Origin of the sequence: Cellulomonas pakistanensis, from assembly GCF_016862755.1 — a bacterium.
Classification (GTDB): domain Bacteria; phylum Actinomycetota; class Actinomycetes; order Actinomycetales; family Cellulomonadaceae; genus Cellulomonas; species Cellulomonas pakistanensis.
In genome coordinates this window covers 1-22,043 of sequence record NZ_BONO01000016.1, presented here as the reverse complement: position 1 = coordinate 22,043, position 22,043 = coordinate 1, and the positions used below count along the sequence as shown (strand labels likewise).

Below are 22,043 nucleotides of genomic sequence, written 5' to 3'. Positions count from 1 at the left end.
CCACGTCCCGCGGGGGCCGCAGCCCCAGGGGTCAGGCGTTCGTGACCACCAGGGCCACGTTGTGGCCGCCGAAGCCGAACGAGTTGTTCACCACCGCGATGTCGCCGGCGGGCAGCGCGCGCGGGGTGTCGCGGACCAGGTCGAGCACGAGCTCCGGGTCCGGCTTCTCGACGTTGATCGTCGGCGGCGCCTGGCGGTCGTGCACGGCGAGCACCGAGAACACGGTCTCGAGCGCGCCGGCGCCGCCGAGCAGGTGGCCGGTCATCGACTTGGTGGCGGACAGCGCGACCTGGTCGGCGTCGGCGCCGAGGGTCTCCCGGACGCCGCGGGCCTCGATGAGGTCGCCGACGACGGTCGAGGTGGCGTGCGCGTTGACGTGCCGCACGTCGCCGGTCGCGACGCCGGCGTCCTTCATCGCCATCCGCATGGCGGCGATCTGGCCGCGGCCGGTCGGCTCGGGGGAGGTGATGTGGTAGCCGTCCGAGGACAGGCCGACCCCCGCGATCTCGGCGTAGACCCGGGCGCCGCGGGCGCGGGCGTGCTCCTCGGACTCGACGACGACGATGCCGGAGCCCTCGCCGATGACGAAGCCGTCGCGGTCGACGTCGTACGGGCGCGAGGCGCGGGCCGGGTCGTCGGACCGGGTCGACAGCGTGCGGGACGCGGCGAACGCGGCCATCGGCATCGGGTGGATCGTGGCCTCGGTGCCGCCGGCGATCACGATGTCCGCGCGGCCGCTGCGGATCATGTCGACGGCGTAGCCGATCGCCTCGGCGCCGGACGCGCAGGCGGACACCAGGGCGTGCGCCCCGGCGCGGGCGCCGAACTCCAGCTCGACGTACGCGGACGGCGAGTTCGGCATGAGCATCGGGACGGTCATCGGCAGGACGCGGCGGGCGCCCTTCTCGCGCAGGGTGTCCCAGGCGTCGAGCGTGGTCCAGATGCCGCCGATGCCGGAGGACACCACGACGCCGAGCCGGTCCTGGTCGACCTCGGGGGAGCCGGCGTCGGCCCACGCCTCGCGGGACGCGATGATCGCGTACTGCGCCGAGGGGTCCATCTTCTTCATCTCGGGCCGGGGGAGGACCTCCTCCGGGCGGACCGCGAGCGTGGCGGCGAAGTCGACCGTGAGGCCGTACGTCGAGCTCCAGTCGTTGTCCAGCGTGCGCGCGCCCGACGTGCCGGCCAGGGCGGCCTGCCAGGTGGTGGGGACGTCCCCGCCGAGCGGGGTCGTGGCGCCGAGTCCGGTGACGACGACTCGCGTGCTCATGAGGTGCTCCTGGGTGTCGGGTGCGGCTGGTTCGTGGGTGTCCCGGACGGTGCCGGGACGCGACCGGGTCCGCGCCGCGGGAGCGCTCGGCTCCCGTCGACGCCGCGCGAGGCGGCGGCGCGGCGCGGACCCCGGTCGGGCGGCTCAGGCCTGGGCGTTCGAGATGAACGACACCGCGTCGCCGACGGTCGCGAGGTTCTTGACCTCGTCGTCCGGGATGCGGACCTCGAACTTCTCCTCGGCCAGGGTGACGATCGTCATCATCGACAGGGAGTCGATGTCGAGGTCGTCCGTGAACGACTTCTCGGGCAGGACCGAGTCGGTCGGCAGGCCGGTCTCCTCGCTGACGATCTCGGCCAGGCCGGCCAGGATCTCCTGCTCGCTGTGCGCCATCGGTGTCTCCTTGGTTGGGTGCTGCACCGCGCCGTGAGGTGCGGTGACGGATCTGCGGTCGGTGAACGGTACTGCGGCCGGGCCCCCGCTCAGGGGAGCACGACCACCTGGGCGGCGTAGACGAGACCCGCGCCGAAGCCGATCTGGAGCGCCAGGTCGCCGCTCTTCACCTGGCCCTCGCGGTACAGGCGCTCGGTCGCGAGCGGGATCGACGCCGCCGAGGTGTTGCCGGTGTCGGCGATGTCCCGGCCGACCGCGACGGTCTCGGGCAGCTTCAGCTGCTTGATCATCTGGTCGATGATCCGCATGTTCGCCTGGTGCGGGATGAACGCGTCGATCTGGTCGGCGGTCACGCCCGCGGCGGCCAGGGCCTTCTCGGCGACCGGGGCCATCTGCCAGACGGCCCACTTGAAGACGCTCGGGCCCTCCTGGCGGAGCGTCGGCCAACCGGCGCCGTTGTCGCGGGTGTCGAGCCACGAGTGGGTCTGGCGGATGGCCTGCGACTGCGAGCCGTCCGAGCCCCACACGGTCGGGCCGATGCCCGGGAAGTCGGACGGGCCGACGACGACCGCGCCCGCGCCGTCGCCGAGCAGGAACGAGATGGAGCGGTCCGTCGGGTCGACGAAGTCGCTCATCTTCTCCGCGCCGATGACCAGCACGTTCCGGGCGGTGCCGGCGCGCACGAGGGCGTCCGCCTGGCCGATGCCGTAGCAGTAGCCCGCGCAGGCGGCCGACACGTCGAACGCCGCGGCGGGGGTGGCGCCGAGCCGGTCCGCGAGGACCGCGGCGCCCGAGGGCGTCTGGTGGAAGTAGGTCACCGTCGCCAGGATGACGGCGTCGATGTCCGCGCCCGTCAGGCCCGCGTTCGCGATCGCCTCGCGGGCGGCCTGCTCGGCGAGGTCGAGCACGTCGGTCTCGGCGCCCGCGCGGACGCGGGTGACCATGCCGGTGCGCTGGCGGATCCACTCGTCGGACGAGTCGATCGGGCCGACCAGGTCGTCGTTCGGGACGACGTTCTCGCCGCGGGCGGCGCCCAGGCCGAGGATCCGCGTGTGGGCGGGGCCGGTCGCCTGGGTCAGGGTGGGGCGGGTCACTGGGCGGTCTCCCGGGAGTCGTCGGACGGTGCGGGCACGTCGTCGCCGGGGGTCGAGGCGTGACGCGCGACCAGCTCCCGGGCGGCGGGCAGGTCGGCCGGCGAGGTGATCGCGACCGTCTCCACCCCGGGCAGGCTACGCCGGGCCAGGCCCTTGAGCACACCGCCCGGCGCGAGCTCGAGCAGGCCGGTGACGCCGAGCCCGGCGAGCGTCGCCTGGCACAGGTCCCAGCGCACCGGGGAGGCGATCTGGGCGACCATGCGGGCCACCACGTCGGCGCCGGCGACCTCGGGCCCGAGCGCCGAGCCGTCGGCGTTGGTGAGCAGCGTCACGCGCGGCGACGCGGCGGGGGTCTGCGCGGCCACGGCGGCGAACGCGTCGCGCGCCGGGTGCATGAAGGGGGTGTGGAAGGCGCCGGCGACCTGCAGGGGCACGACGCGGGCGCGGGCCGGCGGGTTCTCGGCGAACCGGGCCAGCGCGTCCTTCGCGCCCGCGGCGACGACCTGGCCGCCGCCGTTGACGTTCGCGGGCCACAGGCCGGCGGCCTCGATCGCGGCGAGCACCTCGTCCGGGTCACCGCCGAGGACGGCGGTCATGCCGGTCGGCTCGGCGGCCGCGGCCTCGGCCATGAACCGGGCGCGCTGCCCGACGAGGGCGACCGCGGCGGCGTCGTCCAGCACGCCCGCGACCGCAGCGGCGGCGAACTCGCCGACCGAGTGGCCCGCCGTGGCGCCGACCGCGACCGGGGCCTCGTCCTCCAGCGCGCGCAGCGCCAGGAGGGAGGTGGACACGATGAGCGGCTGGGCCACCGCGGTGTCGCGGATGGTGTCGGCGTCGGAGGTCGTCCCGTGCGCCGTCAGGTCGACGCCCGAGGCCTCCGAGAAGGCCGCCAGGCGGTCGGCGGAACCGGGCAGCTCGAGCCAGGGCGCGAGCATGCCGGGGGTCTGGGCGCCCTGTCCGGGGCAGACGATCGCGAGCACCCGACCACTCTGCCGGTCGGCGCGCGGCGCGCCCGCTCACGACCCGCACACGGTTGCCGGGTCCGACTTGTCCGGGTCCCACAACGCTCGGGCGGGCCCGCCGGGCCACGAGGTCGGCGGTCGCGCCCGAGGTCGGCGGTTCCGCCGGGGGTGCGGTGGCCGGAACCGACGACCTCGGCGGGGTCAGGCCCCGGGGTGGTCCAGGCGGCCGACCGCGAGGGCCTGCTGCAGGACGTACGCCTCGCGCGGGTCCAGCGGGTCCCAGCCGGTGACCTCGGCGACGCGGCGCAGCCGGTACCGGACGGTGTTGGGGTGCACGTAGAGCGTGCGGGCCGCGGCCTCGAGGCTCCGGCCGGCCGCGAGGTAGGCGGTGAGCGTCTCCAGCAGGCTGCCCGTGCTGGCCAGCAGCGGGACGTACGCCTGCTCGACCAGCAGCGCGCGGGCGCTCGCGTCGCCGACCAGCACCCGCTCGGGCAGCAGGTCGTCGGCGAGCACCGGGCGCGGCGCCTGCGGCCAGGCGTGGATCGCGACCAGCCCGGCGAGCGCGGCGCGGGCGGACCGGGCGGCGTCGGCGAGGTCCGCCCCGGTCGGGCCGAGCACCACCGGACCCGGGCCGAACCGGGGGATCAGGGACGCCGCCGCCTCGCGCAGGTCGCCGGTGCCGCCGAGGAACACGACGAGCCGGTCGCCCTGGATGCCTACCAGCGCGTCGTCGGCGGCGCGGCGGGTCGCCCGGCGCAGGTCCGAGGTCCGGACGTCGTCGAGCGGGGAGGCGGTCGTGCCGACGACGACCAGCGTGCTGCCGCGGCCGCTCCAGCCGAGTGCCGCGACCCGGGACCGGAGCGAGTCGTCGACGTCGCCGCGCAGCAGCGCGTCCACGACCAGTGCCTCGAGCCGGGCGTCCCACGCGCCGCGCACCTCGGCGGCGCGGGCGTAGACCTCGGCGGCGGAGAACGCGACCTCGCGGGAGTAGCGGAGCACGGCCTCGAGCAGGTCGCGCTCGCCGCCGGGCGCCGCGAGCCGGTCGCTGTGCGACTCCACCACGTCGACGACCACGCGGACCAGCTGCAGCGTGTGCTGCAAGGAGATCGACCGGGTCAGCTCCGGCGGGGCGGTCGCGAAGATCTCGCCGACGCCGTGCGGGGGGCGGGACGGGTCGGCGAACCAGGTGACGAACGCGGTGATGCCGGCCTGCGCGACGAGCCCGACCCAGGAGCGGTCGTCGGCGGGCAGCGCGCGGTACCAGTCGAGGTCCTCGTCGAGCCGGCGCATCGCGGCCGCCGCCAGGACGCCGCTGCCCTCGCGGACGCGGCGCAGCGTCTCGCCGTTGCTCGCGTCCGGCGCGGTGGCGATCCGGCCGGCGCGGGTCCGGGTGCGGGCGGGGGAGAGGCCGTCGGCGGGGGCCGGGGCGGGCGCGGCCTCGGGCGCCGGCGGCGCGGTGGTCGGGGTCGCGAGCGGTGCGGTGGCTGTGGTCGCGCGCCCCGCGGCCGTCGTCGGGCGCGGCGACGCGGCGGGCGAGGCGGCCGGGGTGGCGGCCTCGGTGGCGGGGGCCGCGGGCTTCCGGCGGGGCTGGGGCATGCCCGGAGCATACGGCCCCGTTGTGGGGAACCGACAAAGGTCGCGGGCGTCCGCGGGCAGGTGGCGGACCGTTCGACCGGTGCGGGACGACGGCACCGGATAGTGTCGCGTCATGGCTCTGCTGCCCCGACTGCGCCGCCTGCTGGGCCGCCCTGCGCCCGCGTCCCGGATCGGGGCGCGCCGGCCGACGGGTGCTCCCCGGCACGGCGACGTCCCCCAGGAGGACGCCCTGAGGTCCCGCCTCGGCGACGATCCCAACGACGAGCGCGCCTTCGCGGCCCTCGCCGAGATCGTCCGCCGGCACGCTGCGACCGGCGTCGACGACGACCCCCTGACCGCCGAGGCCGACGACGCCGAGCGTCAGCGCGCCGCCGACCTGGCCGTGTGGTCGCTCGGCGAGGAGCTCGCCGGCAACCCGCGTGCCTGGTACCCGCTCGTGGAGGTCGCGCGGCTGTCCGTGCGCGACGACCTCGAGGGGACGCTCCGCCGGCTGACCACCGCCGCCGAGCGCGACCCCTCCGGCGCCGCGCTGGTCGCCGGGCTGCGCCTGCTGCGGGAGGCCGGGCTGCCGGTCGAGGCGCTCGGGCTCGGCACCGGGCACTGGCACCCCAAGGACCACGACCCCGAGGTCGGGCGCGAGCTCGTGCTCGCCGCCGTCGAGGCGGGCCGCCCGCTCGACGCCAAGCAGCACCTGGCCGGCCTCGACCTCTACCCGAAGCAGGACGACATCGCGCAGATGCGCCGGGAGCTCGCCCGCCTGGTCGACCAGGCCGAGCGCCACGCCGGCGCCTGACCCGCCCGCCCCGCCCACGTCGAGAGCCCCGCGGACCGCCACGGTCCGCGGGGCTCTCGCACGTCCGGGGGCGGGTCCGTCGAGTTCGGTGGCTTGCGCCGACGTCGGGGGGTGGACGCACCGAACGGGGCGGGAAGCACCGAACTCGGGCCCGCAGGCGGCCGCCCCGCCCTCCGACGCGAACGGGCCCCGCCCCTCCCGAGGGAGGGGCGGGGCCCGTCGTGCGTGCTCAGGCGGGTCCGGTCAGGACTCGCCGCCCGCGTTGCCGGAGGTGCCGGCGTTCACGTCGTGCAGGCGGTACTTCTCGATCGCCTGCGCCGGGGCCTCGGCCGCGACCTTGCCCTCGCGGGCGAGCTGCTGCAGCACGCGGACCACGGTCGACGGGCCGTCGATCTTGAAGTACCGGCGCGCGGCGGCGCGGGTGTCGGAGAACCCGAACCCGTCGGCGCCGAGCGTCGCGTACCGGCCCGGGATCCACTCGCGCACCTGGTCGGCCACGAGGTGGTCGTAGTCGGTGGTGGCGACGAACGGGCCCTCGGCGCCCTGGAGCTTGGCGGTGAGGTACGGCGTGCGCGCCTCCTCGCCCGGGTACAGGAACGCGTGCTCGTCGGCGGCCAGCGCCTCGCGCCGCAGCTCGTTCCAGGACGTCACGGACCACACCGCGGCGTCGACGCCCCAGTCCTCGGCGAGCAGCTGCTTCGCCTCGAGCGCCCACGGCACCGCCACGCCGGACGCGAGGATCTGGGCCTTGGTGCCCTCGCCCTCGGCCGGGGACAGCAGGTAGATGCCCTTGAGGATGCCCTCGACGTCGACGTCCTCCGGCTCGGCCGGCTGGACGATCGGCTCGTTGTAGACCGTGAGGTAGTAGATGACGTTCGGGTCGCGGCCGTCGTCCCCGTACATCCGCTGGATGCCGTCGCGGACGATGTGCCGGATCTCGTAGCCGTACGCCGGGTCGTAGTGCACGACGTGCGGCATGGTGCCGGCCAGCAGCGGCGAGTGGCCGTCCGCGTGCTGCAGGCCCTCGCCGGTCAGCGTGGTGCGGCCGGCGGTGGCGCCGATGAGGAACCCGCGGGTCATCTGGTCCCCGGCCGCCCAGAACTGGTCGGCCGTCCGCTGGAACCCGAACATCGAGTAGTAGAAGTAGAACGGGATCAGCGGCTCGGCGTGCGTCGCGTAGGACGTGCCGACCGACTGGAACGCCGCCGCGGACCCGGCCTCGTTGATGCCGGTGTGCATGATCTGGCCGGCCTCGGACTCCTTGTAGGAGAGCATGAGGTCGCGGTCGACGGCGAGGTAGTTCTGGCCGTTGGTGTTGAAGATCTTCGCGCTCGGGAAGATCGAGTCCAGGCCGAACGTGCGGGCCTCGTCGGGGATGATCGGGACCAGGCGCTTGCCCAGCTCCTTGTCTTTGATGAGGTCCTTGAACAGCCGCACGAGCGCCATCGTCGTGGCGACCTCCTGCGTGCCGGAGCCCTTCTTCAGCAGCTCGTAGGCCTTGTCGCCCGGCAGCGTCAGCGGCTTGTGCGTCGAGCGGCGCTCGGGCACGTAGCCACCGAGCTGGCGGCGGCGCTCCTGCAGGTACTGGATCGCCGGGTCGTCCTGGCCGGGGTGGTAGTACGGCGGCAGGTACGGGTCGGCGTCGATCTGCTCGTCCGTGATCGGGATGCTGAGCGAGTCGCGCAGGGCCTTGAGCTCGGCGCCCTTGAGCTTCTTCATCTGGTGCGTGGCGTTGCGCCCGGCGAAGCCGGAGCCCAGGCCGTAGCCCTTGACGGTGTGCGCCAGGATGACGGTCGGCTGCCCGGTGTGCTCGCGCGCGGCCTTGTAGGCGGCGTAGATCTTGCGGTAGTCGTGGCCGCCGCGCTTGAGCGCCCAGATCTCGTCGTCGGTCATCTTCTCGACGAGCTGCTTGGTGCGCGGGTCGCGCCCGAAGAAGTGCTCGCGGATGAACGCGCCGTTCTCCGCGCGGTACGTCTGGTAGTCGCCGTCGGGCGTCTCGTTCATGAGGTGGACGAGCGCGCGGTCCTTGTCGGCGTTGAGCAGGACGTCCCACTCGCGGCCCCAGACGACCTTGATGACGTTCCAGCCGGCGCCGCGGAACTGCGCCTCGAGCTCCTGGATGATCTTGCCGTTGCCGCGGACCGGGCCGTCGAGGCGCTGCAGGTTGCAGTTCACGACGAAGGTCAGGTTGTCCAGGCCCTGCTGGGCGGCGTGCTGCAGCATGCCGCGCGACTCGGGCTCGTCCATCTCGCCGTCGCCGAGGAACGCCCAGACGTCCTGCTGGCTGGTGTCCTTGATGCCGCGCAGGTGCAGGTACTTGTTGGTCCACGCCTGGTAGATCGCCGACGCCGGGCCGAGGCCCATCGAGACCGTCGGGAACTCCCAGAAGTCCTCCATGAGCCGCGGGTGCGGGTAGGAGGGCAGGCCGCCGCCCGGGTGCGAGACCTCCTGGCGGAACCCGTCGAGCTGGTGCTCGTCCAGGCGGCCCTCGAGGAACGCGCGGGCGTAGACGCCGGGGGAGGCGTGGCCCTGGAAGTAGATCTGGTCGCCGCCGCCCGGGTGGTCCTTGCCGCGGAAGAAGTGGTTGAGGCCCACCTCGTACAGCGTCGCCACGGACGCGTACGACGAGATGTGACCGCCGACGGCCACGCCGGGGCGCTGCGCGCGGGTCACCATGACCGCGGCGTTCCACCGGTTCCACGAGCGGTACCGGCGCTCCAGGACCTCGTCGCCCGGGAAGTACGGCTCCTCGTGCACGCCGATGGTGTTGACGTACGGCGTGTTCAGCTCGGCCGGCACCGCCACGTTCCGCTCACGCGCGCGCTTGAGCATGCTCAGCATCACGTAGCGGGCCCGGGGGCCGCCCTTGTCGTCGATGAGCCCGTCGATGGACTCGACCCACTCGGAGGTCTCCTCGGGGTCCACGTCCGGGACCTGGCTCAGCAGGCCGTTGATGAGCGGTCCGCGCTCGTCCTTCGAAGCCACCAGTGCTCCTCGCCTCTCCACGCGGGGGGCCGATCGGCCCCGGTGCGCATCTCGGCCCGCCGGCAAGCGCCACCGGTTTCGGTGCGCCTCGCCGCCGGGCGGGTAGTAGGACCATTGTCCGCCGTCCGGACACCGAAAGTCTCCCCGTCCGCCACTCGGGATGCGTGACGTCCGTGACAATCGGCCCGCGACGCGTGGTCCGGGTCACGTCCGAGCACGTCAGGGCCGCTTTCCCGGGCGCGCGCGGGGGCGCGGGGGAGGCGCGGGCGCGAGGCGCGTCCGAGGGCCGCGACGCCGCAGGTGGGCGGGCCGGCGATCCGGCCCGCGCCACGACCGCGCTTGCCACGCGCACGTGGGGTGCGGTGGGCTACCGTTCGGTGATCATCGAACAGGTGGTGCTCGGGAGCGGCCCGGCACGCCCGACGGAAGGAACAGGTCAGGACGTGGCATCCAGCACCGGCGACGCCCCCTCGGGGGCGGGCCGTCTCGGGTTCACCTCGGGCCAGGTGGTCCAGGAGTTCGGTTACGACGACGACGTCGACGAGGCCCTGCGGTCCGGGGTCGAGGAGATCACCGGCACGGAGCTCGTCGACGAGGACTACGACGACGTCGTGGACGGCGTGGTCATCTGGTTCCGCGACGAGGACGGCGACCTGGCCGACACGCTCATGGACGCGATGACGGTGCTGGACGACGGCGGCCAGATGTGGGTCCTGACCCCGAAGCCAGGCCGCGACGGCCACGTCGGGCACGACGACATCGAGGAGGCCGCCACCACGGCGGGCCTGCACGCCACCAGCACGTTCTCGATCGCGGGCGACTGGTCCGCGACGCGCCTCGGCAGCCGCGGCCGGGGTCGCTGACCCCTCGGTCGTGAGCGGCGCGGCGGGGATGCCGGTCCTCGGCGACCCGGCGCCCGTGCTGACGCTGCCGGACGCGCACGGCGCGCCGGTGACGGTCGGCGGGCCGGTGGACGGGCCGGTGCTGCTCGTGTTCGTGCCGTTCGCGTTCTCGCGCGTCTGCACCGCGGAGCTGGGGGAGCTGCAGGAGCACCTGCCCGAGCTCGTGCGCGCCGGCGTGCGCGTCCGCGCCGTGTCCTGCGACCCCGCGCCCGCCCTGCGCGCGTGGGCCGAGCAGGACGGGTACGCGTTCCCGCTGCTGTCGGACTTCTGGCCGCACGGCGCCGCCGCCCGGGCGTACGGGGTGTTCGACGACGCCGACGGGTACGCGCGGCGGGGGTCGTTCCTGCTCGACGCCTCCGGGGTGCTGCGGTGGTCGCTGGTGCACGACGCCGGGCGTCCGCGGCCGTTCGGGGCGTACCGCGAGGCGGTCGCCGGGCTCTGACGCGGCGCCGGTGCGCGGGCCGCGGGCGCGGCTCCGGCGGGCCGACCTGCACCGGTAGGCTGCCGACCGCAGCAGGGGCCTGTAGCTCAGTTGGTCAGAGCGCCGCGCTTACACCGCGGAGGTCGTCGGTTCGAGACCGGCCGGGCCCACCCGAGGAGACGTACGGTGACCCATGGGCTACACCGTCGTGCCCCTGGGGGCCGAGACCTGGGACCAGTTCGCCGACCTGGTCGAGCGGAACAACGGCGTGTTCGGCGGCTGCTGGTGCATCGGGTTCCACCCCGAGTTCGGCCAGCGGGGCCTCGACCACCGGGCGGCCAAGCAGGACCGCGTGCTGACCGGGCGTGCCCACGCCGCGCTCGTCCTCGACGACGACGGCGCCGCCCAGGGCTGGTGCCAGTACGGCGACCCGGACGAGCTGTCCCGCATCAAGCACCTGCGGGCGTACGAGAAGGAGCCGCCGGCGCGGCCCGACTGGCGGCTGACGTGCGTGTTCGTCGACAAGCGGCACCGGGGCACCGGCGTCGCGCGTGCCGCGGTCGGGGGCGCGCTCGCGCTCGTCGCGGCGGCGGGCGGCGGCCGGGTCGAGGCGATCTCAGAGGTCACGGCGGGTCGCCAGGCCCACGGGCGGTTCCTGTTCACCGCGACCGCCGAGCTGCTGGGCTCGTACGGCTTCGCCCCGGTCCGCCAGGTCGGCAAGCACGCGTGGATCATGAGCCGCGACGTCCCCGCGGCGCCGGCCGGCTGACCGGCCGGGAACCGTCGCCCGGCCGGGTGGTCAGCCCTCCGGCAGCAGCGACCGCACGACCCGCGCCGGGTTCCCCGCGACGACCACGTCCGGCGGTACGTCCTTCGTCACCACGGACCCCGCGCCGACGACCGACCGCGCCCCGATCGTCACGCCCGGGCACACCACCACGCTGCCGCCGAGCCACACGCCGTCCTCGATCGTGATCGGCGAGACGCGCTCCCAGCCCTGTTGGCGCAGCTCCGGGTCCAGCACGTGCGTCGGCGTGTACAGCCGGACGCTGGGGCCGATCAGCACGTCCGCGCCGATCCGGATCTCGCCGCCGCCCAGGGTCAGGAACTCCGCGTTGACGAACGTGCGGTCGCCCAGGTGCAGGCGGTGCCCGTAGTCGAGGTAGAACGGCGGGCGGAAGTCGACGCCCTCGCCCACGGTGCCCAGCAGCTCGCGGAACAGCGCCCCCGCGGCGGGGCGGTCGTCGTCGTACAGGGCGGTGATCCGGCGGCAGGTGCGCTGGGTGCTCGTGGTCAGCTCGGCCAGCTCGGGGCCGGACCGGTAGCGGTACCAGTCGCCGGCGACCATCTTGTCGTACTCCGTGCGGGCGTCCGCGAGGGCGGTCGCCAGGTCGAGCTCCACCGGGGGTTCTCCTTCGTCGGGAGCGTCGAGTGTCCCAGGCGGGGCAACGCGGGTCGTGGGACCAGCCGTCCGCGCGCCGGGCGGTCGCGGCGCGGGTGCAGGTGCGGCCGTCACCCGGACGGTCGCTGTCCTGCGGGAGCACCGGACCGTAGATTCGCACGACGATCGTCCCGAGGCGACGCCGTCGCACCGCAACCGCAGGGGAGCCGCATGCCGACGAATCCGGCGGTCGCGATCGCCGACCCCCGGACGGCACGGCTCCTGGCCCGCTTCCTCCACGCGCGGGCGGGCGGGGTACCAGCGGCTGCGAGCTACCTGAACGAGGACGAGTCCGCCTCCGTGGTGATCGCGACGTTCAAGGAGTCGCCGGTCCCCGGCCGGGCCGTCTTCTCGACGGCCGGGTTGTCGTCGGTCCCCAACGTGCTGGACGGCGACGACATCCGGGTGGAGCTGATGGCGTGCGCCGCCGTGGACGACGAGGCGATCGAGAACGTGCTGGCCATGTGCGCGTTCGCCGTGGCCTCGTCCGGCTGGCTGGCCGCCCCGGGTGTGGTGTTCCCGGACGTCGTGGCGGAGTACGTCCGCGACACGACCGTGCCGCACCTCATGTGGACCGAGCCCTTCTCGGTGGCGGGCCTCAGCTCGGCAGAGGTCGCCGACGTGGGGGTCGTCCACTGGCTCCAGGGCCTGCCGTTGACCGACCGCGAGGTCGAGTACCTGCAGCGCAACGGGTTCGACGCCCTGGAGGATCGCCTGGCCGGCGCTCGTGTCGAGTACGACGACCTGCGGCGCGCCTCGGTCTGCTGAGGGCCTCCCGGCTCGGTCCGGGGCTGCGCACGGGGAGCGGGGCGGCCGCGCTCGCGGCGCCCGCCCCGGCCGTCAGGCGGCCACGGCGCTGCACGTCAGGCACGCCAGCGCGCGCCCGTCCGGCCGCACGGTCGGCGCGCCGACCCCGTTGCGGACGACGTTCTCCGTGACCGTCTCGCGCAGGTGCCCGGCGCACACCGCGGCGCCGCACCCCCGGCACAGGGCGACGGCGGGGACCTGGACGTCGTTCTTCGCGTCCTCGTAGCAGTACATAGGCTCTCCTCGGCTTGTGCGTTGCTTAGATGAACATCAATATAGATAGACGTCGAAACAGAGCGTCTCGGGTGTCCTCATCGTGGACACCGGCAGCGCGGCGGAGGAGGTCCCATGGCGGACGACGGGCGGCCGGACCAGGCGCGCGAGGGCGCGCGCGTCCCGGCGGACTTCGCCATGGGCGACGAGGCCGCGGGCGCGGCGGCGGCGACGCTCCGGGCTCTCGCCGACCCGCTGCGGCTGCGGATGCTCTCGCTGATCGCCAGCGCCCCCGGCGCTGAGGCCACCGCGGGCGACCTCGCGAGCGTCGCCGCGGTGTCCCAGCCGACCGTGTCGCACCACCTCAAGCTGCTGCGGGACGCGGGCGTCCTGACCTCCGAGCGCCGCGGGACGTCCGTGCACTACCGCGTCGACCCGGCGGTGCGCGCGGCGGTCTCGACGCTGCTCAACGCGGTCGTGCCCGCGGTGCTCGAGGCGGGCCGGCCGGGCCCGGAGCGGGGCGCGGCTGTCGACGCCGACGTCGACCGGCTGGTCGCCGCCGTCGCGCCGGACTTCGCCGACCTGGAGCCGTCCGCGGTCGCCGCGGTCGTCCGCGAGTCGTACCTGGCGCTCGTGCTCACGGGCGGGCGGGCCGAGGACCTGGTGCCGGACGCCGAGCGGTTCGCCCGGCAGCGGCTGGCGGACATCCGGCGCGTCGCGGCGCCCGCGGGCGACGACGTGCCGCAGGTGTTGTTCGTGTGCGTGTCCAACACCGGGCGGTCGCAGCTCGCCGCGGCGCTCACCCGGCGCTACGCCGGCGACGCGGTCCGCGTGCGGTCGGCCGGCAGCGCCCCCGCGGCGGCGGTCGGCGGGGCGGTCATGGGCCTGCTGGGGGAGGACGGCGCCGACGCGGACGCGTTCGCCAAGCCGCTCACCGACGACGCCCTGCGCGCCGCGGACGTCGTCGTCACGATGGGGTGCGGCGACGCCTGCCCCGTGCTGGACGGCAAGCGGTACGAGGAGTGGCCGCTGGGCGACCCGGGCCTCGCCTCGCCGCGCGGCCTGCGGGCGATCCGGGACGAGATCGACCGGCGCGTGCGCCTGCTGGTCGGCGACCTGGCGCCGCACGTGGTGCTCCCGCAGGCCTGAGCGGGCGCCCGGGTCTGGACACCGGAACCCCCGTCCACCAGGGTGATCGCCCATGGGGGCTCAGCCGCGGCCGCTGCTCGGACGGGACGCCGAGCTCGCGCGCCTGGCGGGCGTCGTCCTGGGCGCCCGCAACGGCGCGAGCGGCGCCCTGGTCGTGCGCGGCGACCCGGGGATCGGCAAGACGAGCCTGCTGCGTGCGACCGCCGAGCAGGCTGACGGCTGCCGGGTCGTGCAGGTCGCGGGATACGAGTCGGAGCAGGCGATCGCGCACGCGGCGCTCGACCGGCTGCTGCGGCCGCTGCGCGACCTGGTCGGCGCGATCCCCGCGCACCACGCGGGCGCGCTCGCCCGGGCGACCGGCGCCGAGGACGGGCCGCCGCCCGACCGGTTCCTCGTCGGGCTGGCGGTGCTCGAGCTGCTGTCGGCGGCGGGCCGGAAGCGGCCGGTGCTGTGCACGGTCGACGACGCGCACCTGCTGGACCCGGAGACGCTGACGGTGCTGGCGTTCGTCGCGCGCCGGCTGTACGCCGAGCCGGTGGCGCTGCTGCTCGCCTCCCGGGACGACCCGGCGGTGGACGCGGCGACCGCCGGTGTGCCGGCGCTGCGCCTGACGGGGCTGGACCCGGAGTCGGCGGGCGCGCTGCTGCGGGCGTCGGCCGCGCCGGGCGCGGACCCGCTGCTGCTGACCCGGGTGGCGGCGGCCACCGGCGGCAACCCGCTGGCGCTGATCGACCTGGCGGACGAGCTCACCGTGCAGGAGCTCACGGACTCGGGCCTGGGGGAGGAGCCGGTGCCCGTCGGCCGGCACCTGGTCGCGCACTACGCGCGGACGATCGGCCGGACGCCGCCGGCGACGCGGTCCTGGCTGCTCGTGGCCGCGGCCGACTCCACCGGCGCGATCGACCTGGTCGAGGCGGCCGGCCGCGCGCTCGGCATCCCCGCGGGCGCCGCGGTGCCGGCGGAGGACGCGGGCCTGGTCGACCTGGGCGGCAGCACGCGGTTCCGGCACCCGCTGGTCCGGGCCGCCGCGTACACCGCCGCGACCGGGGCCGAGCGGCGCGCGGCGCACGCGGCGCTCTCCGTCGCGGCGCGGGAGGCGGGGCTGGCCGAGCTCGAGGCGTGGCACGCCGCCAAGGCCGTGCTCGGCACCGACGACGCCGTCGCCGGCCGGCTGGAGCGCGTGGCGGACCTCGCCGGCGCCCGGGGCGGGTCGGTGTCCCGCGCCCGGGTGCTGGGCCGCGCCGCCGAGCTGACCCCGCCGGGCCCCGCGCGGGCGCGCCGGTCGGTGGCCGCGGCGGAGGCGGCGATGGCGGCGGGGGCGGCGCAGCTCGCGGCCGGGCTGCTCGACGAGGTCGACGAGCGGGACCTGGGGCCGGTGGAGCGCGCCCGCGCGCTGGTGGTGCGCGTGAACCTCGGGGTGTTCACGGCCGACCCGGCCGTCATCGTGCGCGCCACCGCGGACCTGCTCGCCGCCGCGCGGCTGCTGCACGGGCGGGACCCGGAGCGCGAGCAGCGGGCGCTGCTGCAGGCGTTCGACTTCACGCTCGCGGTCGAGCGGCGGGCTGCGGGCTGCACGCTCGCCGAGCTCGGCGGGCGGCTGCGGGAGGGCGCCGGCGTCCGCGAGGGGCCGGCCGCCGTGGTGCTCGCGGCGCTGGGCGCGCACGTGCTCGACCCGTACCCGGAGGCGGTGCCCGCGATGCGCCGGGGCCTCGCGTGCGTCCGGGCGCTCGACGGGCCCGCGGCCCTGCCGTTCCTCACCGCCGGGGTGGCGCTGGCGACGGCGCTCGGCGACCCCGGGGCGCGGACGGAGGTGCTGGCCGCGGCGGCCCGCGCGGCGCGGGACACGGGGGCGCTGCAGGTGCTCGACACGGCGCTGTGGGTCGCGTCGATCGCCGAGCTCACCGGCGGCACCCCGCGCCGCGCCGCCCAGCTGGTCGAGGAGGTCCGCGAGCTGCGCCGCGCCATCGGGTACGACGCCGAGCACGTCGCGAACGTCGCGCAGCTCGCGTGGGCCGGGGCGCCGCGGGACCACGTCGCCACCGTGTCCCGGGCGGCGGCCGCGACGGGCTTCGGCGGGGTGGAGTCCAGCGCGACCGGCGCCCTGGCGATCCGCGACCTCGCCGAGGGGCGGTACGGCGACGCGTACGCCGCGCTCGCTCCGGAGATGGGGGACCCCTTCCTCCAGGTGACGCCGACCCGCGTGCCGGACCTCGTCGAGGCCGCCGCCCGCTCGGGGCACGCGGACGCCGCCGCCGCCGGGACCGCCGCGCTCGAGGCGCGGGCCGAGGCGAGCGGCTCGCCGTGGGTGCGCGGGCTCGCGCTGCGCTGCCGGGCGCTCGTGGTCGCGGGTCCGGGTTCGGAGGAGCTGCTCCGCGAGTCGGTCCGCGCGCTCGACGCCGCGGGTGCCGAGGTGGACGCCGCGCGCTCCCGGCTGCTGCTCGGCGAGGCGCTCCGCCGCGCGCGGCGCCGGGGCGAGGCCGCGCACGAGCTCCGGCGCGCGCTCCGGGCGCTGACGGCGACGGGTGCCACGGTGTTCGCCGAGCGGGCGCGCTCCGAGCTCCGCGCCGCGGGCGCCGACGCCGACCGGCCGCCCGAGGAGGCCGCCCTGGTCGACCTGACGCCGCGCGAGCAGACCGTGGCCCGGATGGCGGCGCGCGGCGACACGAACGCCGAGATCGGCGCCGCGCTGTTCGTGTCCGTGCACACGGTCGACTACCACCTGCGCAAGGTGTTCGCGAAGCTCGGCGTCACCTCGCGCCGGCAGCTGAAGGAGCACGTCGGGCCGGCGTGACAGGTGAGAGCGGTGCCACGCACTACGCGCGCCACGTGGTCCGGCCACGCGCGGGACGGCGGGACGCTCGGGGGACCATCGTCAACCCGGGGGAGCACCGATGCCATTCGTCACCGTCGAGGACGGCGCGCAGATCTTCTACAAGGAGCTCGACGGCGGCGGGTCGCCCGTCGTCCTGAGCCACGGCTGGCCGCTCAACGCCGACGCCTGGGACGCCGCCGCGCTGTTCCTGGCCGAGCACGGCCACCGCGTGATCGCCCACGACCGCCGCGGTCACGGGCGGTCCACCCAGACCTGGCACGGCAACGAGATGGACACCTACGCCGACGACCTGGCCAGCCTGATCACGACCCTCGACCTGCGCGACCTCACGCTGGTCGGCCACTCGACCGGCGGCGGCGAGGTCGTGCACTACGTCGGCCGGCACGGCAGCGAGCGCGTCGCACGGGTCGTCCTGGTGTCGGCCGTGCCGCCGATGATGCTCCGGACGGAGGACAACCCCGACGGAGTCCCGGCCGAGGTGTTCGACGGCCTGCGGGCGGGCGAGAAGGCCGACCGGTCCCAGCTCTACCGCGACCTCGCCGACGGCCCGTTCTTCGGGCACAACCGGCGCGGCGACGTCGACCAGGGCTTCCGCGACGCGTTCTGGCTGCAGTCGATGGCCTGCGGGCACCGCGCCGCCTACGAGTGCATCGCCGCGTTCTCGGCGACGGACTTCCGCCCGGACCTCGCGGCGCTCGACGTGCCGACGCTCGTGATCCACGGCGACGACGACCAGATCGTGCCGTTCGAGGTGGGCGGGAAGCGGTCCGCCGACCTGGTCGAGGGCGCGAAGCTCCTCGTCTACGAGGGCAGCCCGCACGCGCTGCCCGACACCGACCGCGCGCGGCTGCACGCGGACCTGCTCGCCTTCATCGACGCCTGAGGGAGACCCCGCCATGACCGAGCCCGTCAGCCCCGAGCCCGTCAGCCCCGGGACCGCCGGCCCCGAGCCCACCCGCCCCGACACCGTCGTGCTCGTGCACGGCCTCTGGATGACCCCCCGCAGCTGGGAGCACTGGGTCGCCCGCTTCGAGCAGCGCGGCCTGCGCGTGCTCGCCCCCGCCTACCCGGGTTTCGAGATCGAGGTCGAGGCGCTGCGGGAGAACCCGGACGTGATCGCGCGCCTGACCGTGCCCGAGGTCGTCGACCACCTCGCCGGGATCATCGAGGCGCTCGACCGCCCGCCGGTGATCATCGGGCACTCGTTCGGCGGCACCCTGACCCAGCTGCTGCTCGCGCGCGGCCTGGGCGCGGCCGGGGTCGTCATCGACTCCGCGCCGACCGAGGGCGTCCACGTCACGCCGCTGTCCCAGGTCCGGTCCCTGTTTCCGGCGCTGAAGACGCCGGCGAACCGGCGCCGGGCGGTCGCGTTCACCGCCGACGAGTTCCACTACGCGTTCGCCAACACCCTGAGCGCAGAGGACTCCCGGGCGGCGTGGGAGCGGTACGCGATCGGCGCGCCCGGCGACTGGATCTGGGCGTACGGCCTCATCGCCAACCTCAAGCCCGGGCACCAGGAGACCTGGGTCGACTACAGCGCAGACCGCGCGCCGCTGCTGTTCCTCGCCGGGGAGAAGGACCACATCATGCCGGCGTCCGTGAACCGGTCGAACGCGAGGCACTGGGAGAGGTCGCCCGCGCTGACCGCGTACGAGGAGCTGCCCGGCCGCGACCACTGGACGTGCGCCGCACCCGGCTGGGAGCAGGTCGCGGACAAGGCGCTGGACTGGGCGCTCGAGCACGCGGCCCCGCTCGGCGGGCGGGCGCCCGTGGCGCCCTAGTCCAGCCGGGCCCGGTGCCGCGCGCGCCCGGCCGCGTCCTCGTCGCTCAGCCACTCGCCGTCGACCCGGCGGCCCACGACGTCGAGGTACGGCCGGACCACCGCGCCGAGCGACCCGTCCCGCGCGGTCGCGATCTCGCGCGCCACGACCCGGCCGTCGAGGTCGACGAGGCTGAGCAGCCAGGTCGTGCCGTCCTCGGTCGGCAGCGGGTCGTGCAGGACCACGATGCGGGCGCGGCGGATCGCGTGCTCGTCGAGGTCGTCGAACGCTCTGGGCATCGCGGGCTCCCGGGGTCGGGGCGTCCAGCCTGTCGGACGGCGGGGCCTCCGCGGCGCAGGAGCGAGGGTGAAACGTGCGGGCGGGCCCCCTGGGGGTGCTCCAGGGGCCCGCCCGCGCGGTCGGTCAGCGCTCGACGACCACGTGCTCGTTCGGCACCACGTGGGTCATCGACAGCCCCGTGACGTCGCGGGGCCCGTTGGCGCCGAGGTTCGCCAGACGCTCGAGCTCGTCGTCCGACAGCGTCTGGCTCTGCAGCGGCGGCAGGTCCTTGACGTCGTCGACGCCGATGCCGAGGCCCTCGCCGACGCGCAGGCCGAGCTCGTCGTCGACCATGAGGAAGTGCCACACCATCCGCTCCTGGACGGGGCGGGCGGCCTGGCCGATCAGCGCGACGAAGTTGGCGACCAGGTCGTCCTTCTCCCACTGCTCCATGAGCTGGTAGCGCTGCCCGGCCTGCGTGTAGTCGTCCGTCCGCGGGATCCGCTGCCGGGTCAGCCGGCCGGAGACCACCGGGCCCTGCTCGTCGTGCGTGGGGTACCGGGCCTCGCGCAGGCCGCCGGTGATGGACGGCTCGTAGTTGACGTGCGGGTTCTGGCCCTCGCCGAGGTCGACGCCGTAGGACATCTGGCCGCCGCGCTGGTTGGTCGCCACCCGGGCGCCGCGCGGGCTGTTGACCGGCAGCTGCAGGTAGTTCGGCCCGACCCGGTACCGCTGGGTGTCGGAGTAGGAGAACGTCCGCCCGACCAGCATCTTGTCGTCCGAGAAGTCGAGCCCGTCGACCAGGACGCCGGTGCCGAACGCGATCTGCTCGTTCTCGTTGTGGTGGTCCGAGACGTTGCTGGTGAGCGTCATCGTGCCGACGAGCTTCGGCTCGAAGTCGTTCTCCGGCCATACCTTGGTGTCGTCCAGCGGGTCCCAGTCGAGCTCGGGGTGCTCGTCGTCGCTCATCAGCTGCACGTAGAGATCCCACTGCGGGTGCTCGCCGCGCTCGATGGCCTCGTACAGGTCCTTCGAGGCGTGGCCCAGGTCGCCCGCCTGGATGTTCGCGGCGTCGGCCTCGGTGAGGCTCGCGACGCCGGCGCGCGGCAGCCAGTGGTACTTCACCAGGTGCGTCTCGCCCTCGGCGTTCACCCACTTGTACGTGTTCACGCCGAAGCCCTGCATGGTCCGGTAGTTCGCCGGGATGCCGCGGGGGCTGAACAGGTTGACCAGCATGTGCATCGCCTCGGGCGTCTGCGACATGAAGTCGAAGATGCGGGCGGGCTCCTGCCGGAACGTCACCGGGTCCGGCTTCAGCGAGTGGATGACGTCCGGGAACTTGATGGCGTCGCGGATGAAGAACACCGCGAGGTTGTTGCCGACCAGGTCCCAGTTGCCGTCCTCGGTGTAGAACTTCACGGCGAACCCGCGCGGGTCGCGGGCGGCCTCCGACGAGTCGCGGCCGCCGATCACGGTCGAGAACCGGATCGCCACGTCCGTCCGCTTGCCGGCCTCGGCGAACAGCTTGGCGCGGGTGTACCGCGCGATCGGCTCGTCGCCCCAGGAACCCGTGGCCTCGAAGTGGCCGAACGCCACGGCGCCGCGCGCGTGCACCACCCGCTCGGGGATGCGCTCGCGGTCGAAGTGGCTGATCTTCTCCAGGAACTGGTAGTTCTCCAGCGTCGCGGGGCCGCGGGCCCCGACGGTGCGCTGGTTCTGGTTGTCGTAGACCGGGTGCCCCTGCCGGTCGGTGAGGACCGGGCGGTCCTCCTCGCCCTCGGCGGGTCCCTGGTGCGCGACGTCGGTCATGGCATCCCCCTGGTGGTGCTGCGGCCACGGTCCCGATCGACGCTAGGGGCCGGTGCGGGGTCGCGCGATCCGGGAGGGGCGACTCCCTGTCGTGGCAGGAGATCACCCAATGGTCATCTCATTTGTCCCGGCGGGCCGTCGATCGGCCGGTCGACGTGCACGCGCGACGAAGGACCTCCATGACTCACGACTCCTCGACCGCCGCTCGACCGAGCGGAGCCGGAGCACCCGGCCCCGACGACGACCGGGTCCGGGCGACCTGGTTCACGAACCTGTCCATCCGCACCAAGGTCGTCGTCCTGCTCGCCCTGGTCGTGATCGCCGTGGTGGGCGCGAGCGCCTCGGCGGTCGCGCGGATGTCCCAGATCGCGGCGACGACGCGGAGCGTCCAGACGATCAGCACGGAGGTCGTCAGCCGCATCGCGGTCGTCGAGCGCGAGGTCGTCGAGGCCCAGCTGCTCGCGACGCAGGCGGCGGCCACCGACGACGCCGCCGAGCGCCGGCGCCTCGCCGACCTGGCCGCCGAGTCGGACGCCGTCCTCGAGGAGGCCGCCGCGTCGTTCGAGGCGGGGACGGAGGGCATCGTCGTACCCGGGTGGGACGAGTTCCGCTCGAGCTGGGCGACCTGGCTCGACCTGCGGGCGGACCGGCTGCCGACCGGCGGCGGCGCCGTGCCGGCGGGCGCACCCACGCTGTCCGACCCGGACGCCGAGGCGGCCGTCGCCGCAGCCCTGGCAGGGCTGGATCAGGCGGACACCGACTCGGACGCCTACCTGGAGGGCATGGCCGCGGCCAGCGAGGCCACCGTGCAGCGCGCGACGCGCTCCCTGCTGCTGGTCCAGGGCGTCGGGCTCGCGGTCGTGATCGTGTTCGGCCTGCTGACCTCGCGGACGATCCGTCGCCAGGTCGCCGAGGTCCGCCGGTCCGTGGAGGCGATGGCGGAGGGCGACCTCACCGTCGAGCCGCGCGTCGACTCGACGGACGAGCTCGGCGGGATGGCCCGGTCGCTCGCGAGCGCGCAGCAGAGCCTGCGGTCGACCATGGCCGGCGTCGTCGGTGCGGCGCAGCAGGTGGCCTCCGCGTCGGCGGCGCTCACGACGAGCTCCGAGCGGGTCGCCGCCGGCTCGGACGAGACGTCCGCCCAGGCCGGCGCGGTCGCCGCGGCGGCGGAGCAGGTGTCCCGCAACGTGCAGACCGTGGCCGCGGGGGCAGAGCAGATGGGCGCCTCCATCCGGGAGATCGCGCAGAACGCCTCGCAGGCCGCCAAGGTCGCGGGCCAGGCGACGGACGTCGCCCAGGCGACCAACGACCAGGTGACCCGGCTGGGCGAGTCCAG

20 protein-coding genes and 1 tRNA gene are annotated in these 22,043 nt (G+C 75.2%); 11 read left to right on the top strand and 10 right to left on the bottom strand.

What is annotated here, in order from left to right:
• Positions 1–31 precede the first annotated feature (31 nt).
• The 5 genes from Cpa01nite_RS11245 to Cpa01nite_RS11225 form a co-directional block, all read right to left on the bottom strand.
• Positions 32–1,270: a beta-ketoacyl-[acyl-carrier-protein] synthase family protein gene (locus tag Cpa01nite_RS11245; protein WP_203668860.1), complete on the bottom strand. Its 1,239-nt coding sequence runs from the start codon at positions 1,268–1,270 to the stop codon at positions 32–34.
• Positions 1,271–1,414: 144 nt separating this feature from the next.
• Complete coding sequence (locus Cpa01nite_RS11240) at positions 1,415–1,663, bottom strand: acyl carrier protein (RefSeq protein ID WP_146838928.1); 249 nt, start codon at positions 1,661–1,663, stop codon at positions 1,415–1,417.
• Between the two features lie 89 nt (positions 1,664–1,752).
• Positions 1,753–2,757, bottom strand: coding sequence for a beta-ketoacyl-ACP synthase III (locus Cpa01nite_RS11235; protein ID WP_203668859.1), 1,005 nt, complete (start codon positions 2,755–2,757; stop codon positions 1,753–1,755).
• Positions 2,754–3,737, bottom strand: a complete 984-nt coding sequence (locus Cpa01nite_RS11230; RefSeq protein ID WP_203668858.1) for an ACP S-malonyltransferase — start codon at positions 3,735–3,737, stop codon at positions 2,754–2,756. The genes Cpa01nite_RS11235 and Cpa01nite_RS11230 overlap by 4 nt, the downstream gene beginning before the upstream one ends.
• 183 nt (positions 3,738–3,920) lie before the next feature.
• A complete protein-coding gene (locus Cpa01nite_RS11225; protein WP_239068720.1) occupies positions 3,921–5,315 on the bottom strand; it encodes a PucR family transcriptional regulator in 1,395 nt (464 codons plus the stop codon).
• A 112-nt stretch (positions 5,316–5,427) separates the two neighbouring features.
• Here Cpa01nite_RS11225 and Cpa01nite_RS11220 point away from each other — a divergent pair, with 112 nt between their 5' ends.
• Positions 5,428–6,108, top strand: coding sequence for a hypothetical protein (locus Cpa01nite_RS11220; protein ID WP_203668857.1), 681 nt, complete (start codon positions 5,428–5,430; stop codon positions 6,106–6,108).
• 243 nt (positions 6,109–6,351) lie between these two features.
• Here Cpa01nite_RS11220 and aceE read toward each other — a convergent pair whose 3' ends face one another.
• A complete protein-coding gene (gene aceE, locus Cpa01nite_RS11215; protein ID WP_203668856.1) occupies positions 6,352–9,093 on the bottom strand; it encodes a pyruvate dehydrogenase (acetyl-transferring), homodimeric type in 2,742 nt (913 codons plus the stop codon).
• 443 nt (positions 9,094–9,536) lie between these two features.
• Between aceE and Cpa01nite_RS11210 the strand changes: the two genes are divergently transcribed.
• The 4 genes from Cpa01nite_RS11210 (at position 9,537) to Cpa01nite_RS11195 (ending at position 11,185) form a co-directional block, all read left to right on the top strand.
• Positions 9,537–9,956: a DUF3052 domain-containing protein gene (locus Cpa01nite_RS11210; RefSeq protein WP_203668855.1), complete on the top strand. Its 420-nt coding sequence runs from the start codon at positions 9,537–9,539 to the stop codon at positions 9,954–9,956.
• 10 nt (positions 9,957–9,966) lie between these two features.
• Positions 9,967–10,437, top strand: coding sequence for a redoxin domain-containing protein (locus tag Cpa01nite_RS11205; protein ID WP_308439372.1), 471 nt, complete (start codon positions 9,967–9,969; stop codon positions 10,435–10,437).
• Positions 10,438–10,512: 75 nt separating this feature from the next.
• Positions 10,513–10,586, top strand: a tRNA-Val gene (locus Cpa01nite_RS11200).
• Positions 10,587–10,609: 23 nt separating this feature from the next.
• The gene (locus tag Cpa01nite_RS11195) at positions 10,610–11,185 is read left to right on the top strand and encodes a GNAT family N-acetyltransferase (RefSeq protein ID WP_203668854.1); all 576 of its coding nucleotides are present in this window, start codon (positions 10,610–10,612) and stop codon (positions 11,183–11,185) included.
• Between the two features lie 30 nt (positions 11,186–11,215).
• Here the strand turns inward: Cpa01nite_RS11195 and Cpa01nite_RS11190 are convergent, their stop codons facing one another.
• A complete protein-coding gene (locus Cpa01nite_RS11190) occupies positions 11,216–11,818 on the bottom strand; it encodes a sugar O-acetyltransferase (protein ID WP_203668853.1) in 603 nt (200 codons plus the stop codon).
• 210 nt (positions 11,819–12,028) lie between these two features.
• Between Cpa01nite_RS11190 and Cpa01nite_RS11185 the strand changes: the two genes are divergently transcribed.
• Positions 12,029–12,625 carry a suppressor of fused domain protein gene (locus tag Cpa01nite_RS11185; protein WP_203668852.1) on the top strand — a complete coding sequence of 199 codons (597 nt, stop codon included), beginning with the start codon at positions 12,029–12,031 and terminating at the stop codon, positions 12,623–12,625.
• A gap of 72 nt (positions 12,626–12,697) precedes the next feature.
• Here Cpa01nite_RS11185 and Cpa01nite_RS11180 read toward each other — a convergent pair whose 3' ends face one another.
• On the bottom strand, positions 12,698–12,898 hold the full coding sequence (locus Cpa01nite_RS11180; protein ID WP_203668851.1) for a DUF2180 family protein: 201 nt from the start codon (positions 12,896–12,898) through the stop codon (positions 12,698–12,700).
• 114 nt (positions 12,899–13,012) lie between these two features.
• On the opposite strand from Cpa01nite_RS11180, the gene Cpa01nite_RS11175 reads away from it, so the two are divergent.
• The 4 genes from Cpa01nite_RS11175 to Cpa01nite_RS11160 all read left to right on the top strand — a co-directional run bounded on the left by Cpa01nite_RS11175 (position 13,013) and on the right by Cpa01nite_RS11160 (position 18,640).
• Positions 13,013–14,026, top strand: coding sequence for a metalloregulator ArsR/SmtB family transcription factor (locus Cpa01nite_RS11175; protein ID WP_203668850.1), 1,014 nt, complete (start codon positions 13,013–13,015; stop codon positions 14,024–14,026).
• A gap of 52 nt (positions 14,027–14,078) precedes the next feature.
• Positions 14,079–16,817, top strand: coding sequence for a helix-turn-helix transcriptional regulator (locus Cpa01nite_RS11170; RefSeq protein WP_203668849.1), 2,739 nt, complete (start codon positions 14,079–14,081; stop codon positions 16,815–16,817).
• Positions 16,818–16,917: 100 nt separating this feature from the next.
• Positions 16,918–17,742, top strand: a complete 825-nt coding sequence (locus Cpa01nite_RS11165; RefSeq protein ID WP_203668848.1) for an alpha/beta fold hydrolase — start codon at positions 16,918–16,920, stop codon at positions 17,740–17,742.
• A gap of 13 nt (positions 17,743–17,755) precedes the next feature.
• Complete coding sequence (locus tag Cpa01nite_RS11160) at positions 17,756–18,640, top strand: alpha/beta hydrolase (RefSeq protein WP_203668847.1); 885 nt, start codon at positions 17,756–17,758, stop codon at positions 18,638–18,640.
• Here the strand turns inward: Cpa01nite_RS11160 and Cpa01nite_RS11155 are convergent.
• Complete coding sequence (locus Cpa01nite_RS11155; RefSeq protein WP_203668846.1) at positions 18,637–18,918, bottom strand: hypothetical protein; 282 nt, start codon at positions 18,916–18,918, stop codon at positions 18,637–18,639. The genes Cpa01nite_RS11160 and Cpa01nite_RS11155 overlap by 4 nt on opposite strands.
• A gap of 124 nt (positions 18,919–19,042) precedes the next feature.
• On the bottom strand, positions 19,043–20,707 hold the full coding sequence (locus Cpa01nite_RS11150) for a catalase (RefSeq protein WP_203668845.1): 1,665 nt from the start codon (positions 20,705–20,707) through the stop codon (positions 19,043–19,045).
• 179 nt (positions 20,708–20,886) lie between these two features.
• On the opposite strand from Cpa01nite_RS11150, the gene Cpa01nite_RS11145 reads away from it, so the two are divergent.
• Positions 20,887–22,043, top strand: a 1,157-nt coding sequence (locus tag Cpa01nite_RS11145) for a HAMP domain-containing protein (protein ID WP_203668844.1), incomplete at its 3' end; no start/stop codon positions are given.

Excerpts from the sequence above, each read along its gene's own strand:
- Cpa01nite_RS11245 (WP_203668860.1), bottom strand. The coding sequence starts at position 1,270 with ATGAGCACGCGAGTCGTCGTCACCGGACTCGGCGCCACGACCCCGCTC.
- Cpa01nite_RS11240 (WP_146838928.1), bottom strand. The coding sequence starts at position 1,663 with ATGGCGCACAGCGAGCAGGAGATCCTGGCCGGCCTGGCCGAGATCGTC.
- Cpa01nite_RS11225 (WP_239068720.1), bottom strand. The coding sequence starts at position 5,315 with ATGCCCCAGCCCCGCCGGAAGCCCGCGGCCCCCGCCACCGAGGCCGCC.
- Cpa01nite_RS11220 (WP_203668857.1), top strand. The coding sequence starts at position 5,428 with ATGGCTCTGCTGCCCCGACTGCGCCGCCTGCTGGGCCGCCCTGCGCCC.
- Cpa01nite_RS11195 (WP_203668854.1), top strand. The coding sequence starts at position 10,610 with ATGGGCTACACCGTCGTGCCCCTGGGGGCCGAGACCTGGGACCAGTTC.
- Cpa01nite_RS11185 (WP_203668852.1), top strand. The coding sequence starts at position 12,029 with ATGCCGACGAATCCGGCGGTCGCGATCGCCGACCCCCGGACGGCACGG.
- Cpa01nite_RS11180 (WP_203668851.1), bottom strand. The coding sequence starts at position 12,898 with ATGTACTGCTACGAGGACGCGAAGAACGACGTCCAGGTCCCCGCCGTC.
- Cpa01nite_RS11175 (WP_203668850.1), top strand. The coding sequence starts at position 13,013 with ATGGCGGACGACGGGCGGCCGGACCAGGCGCGCGAGGGCGCGCGCGTC.
- Cpa01nite_RS11170 (WP_203668849.1), top strand. The coding sequence starts at position 14,079 with ATGGGGGCTCAGCCGCGGCCGCTGCTCGGACGGGACGCCGAGCTCGCG.
- Cpa01nite_RS11165 (WP_203668848.1), top strand. The coding sequence starts at position 16,918 with ATGCCATTCGTCACCGTCGAGGACGGCGCGCAGATCTTCTACAAGGAG.
- Cpa01nite_RS11160 (WP_203668847.1), top strand. The coding sequence starts at position 17,756 with ATGACCGAGCCCGTCAGCCCCGAGCCCGTCAGCCCCGGGACCGCCGGC.
- Cpa01nite_RS11155 (WP_203668846.1), bottom strand. The coding sequence starts at position 18,918 with ATGCCCAGAGCGTTCGACGACCTCGACGAGCACGCGATCCGCCGCGCC.
- Cpa01nite_RS11150 (WP_203668845.1), bottom strand. The coding sequence starts at position 20,707 with ATGACCGACGTCGCGCACCAGGGACCCGCCGAGGGCGAGGAGGACCGC.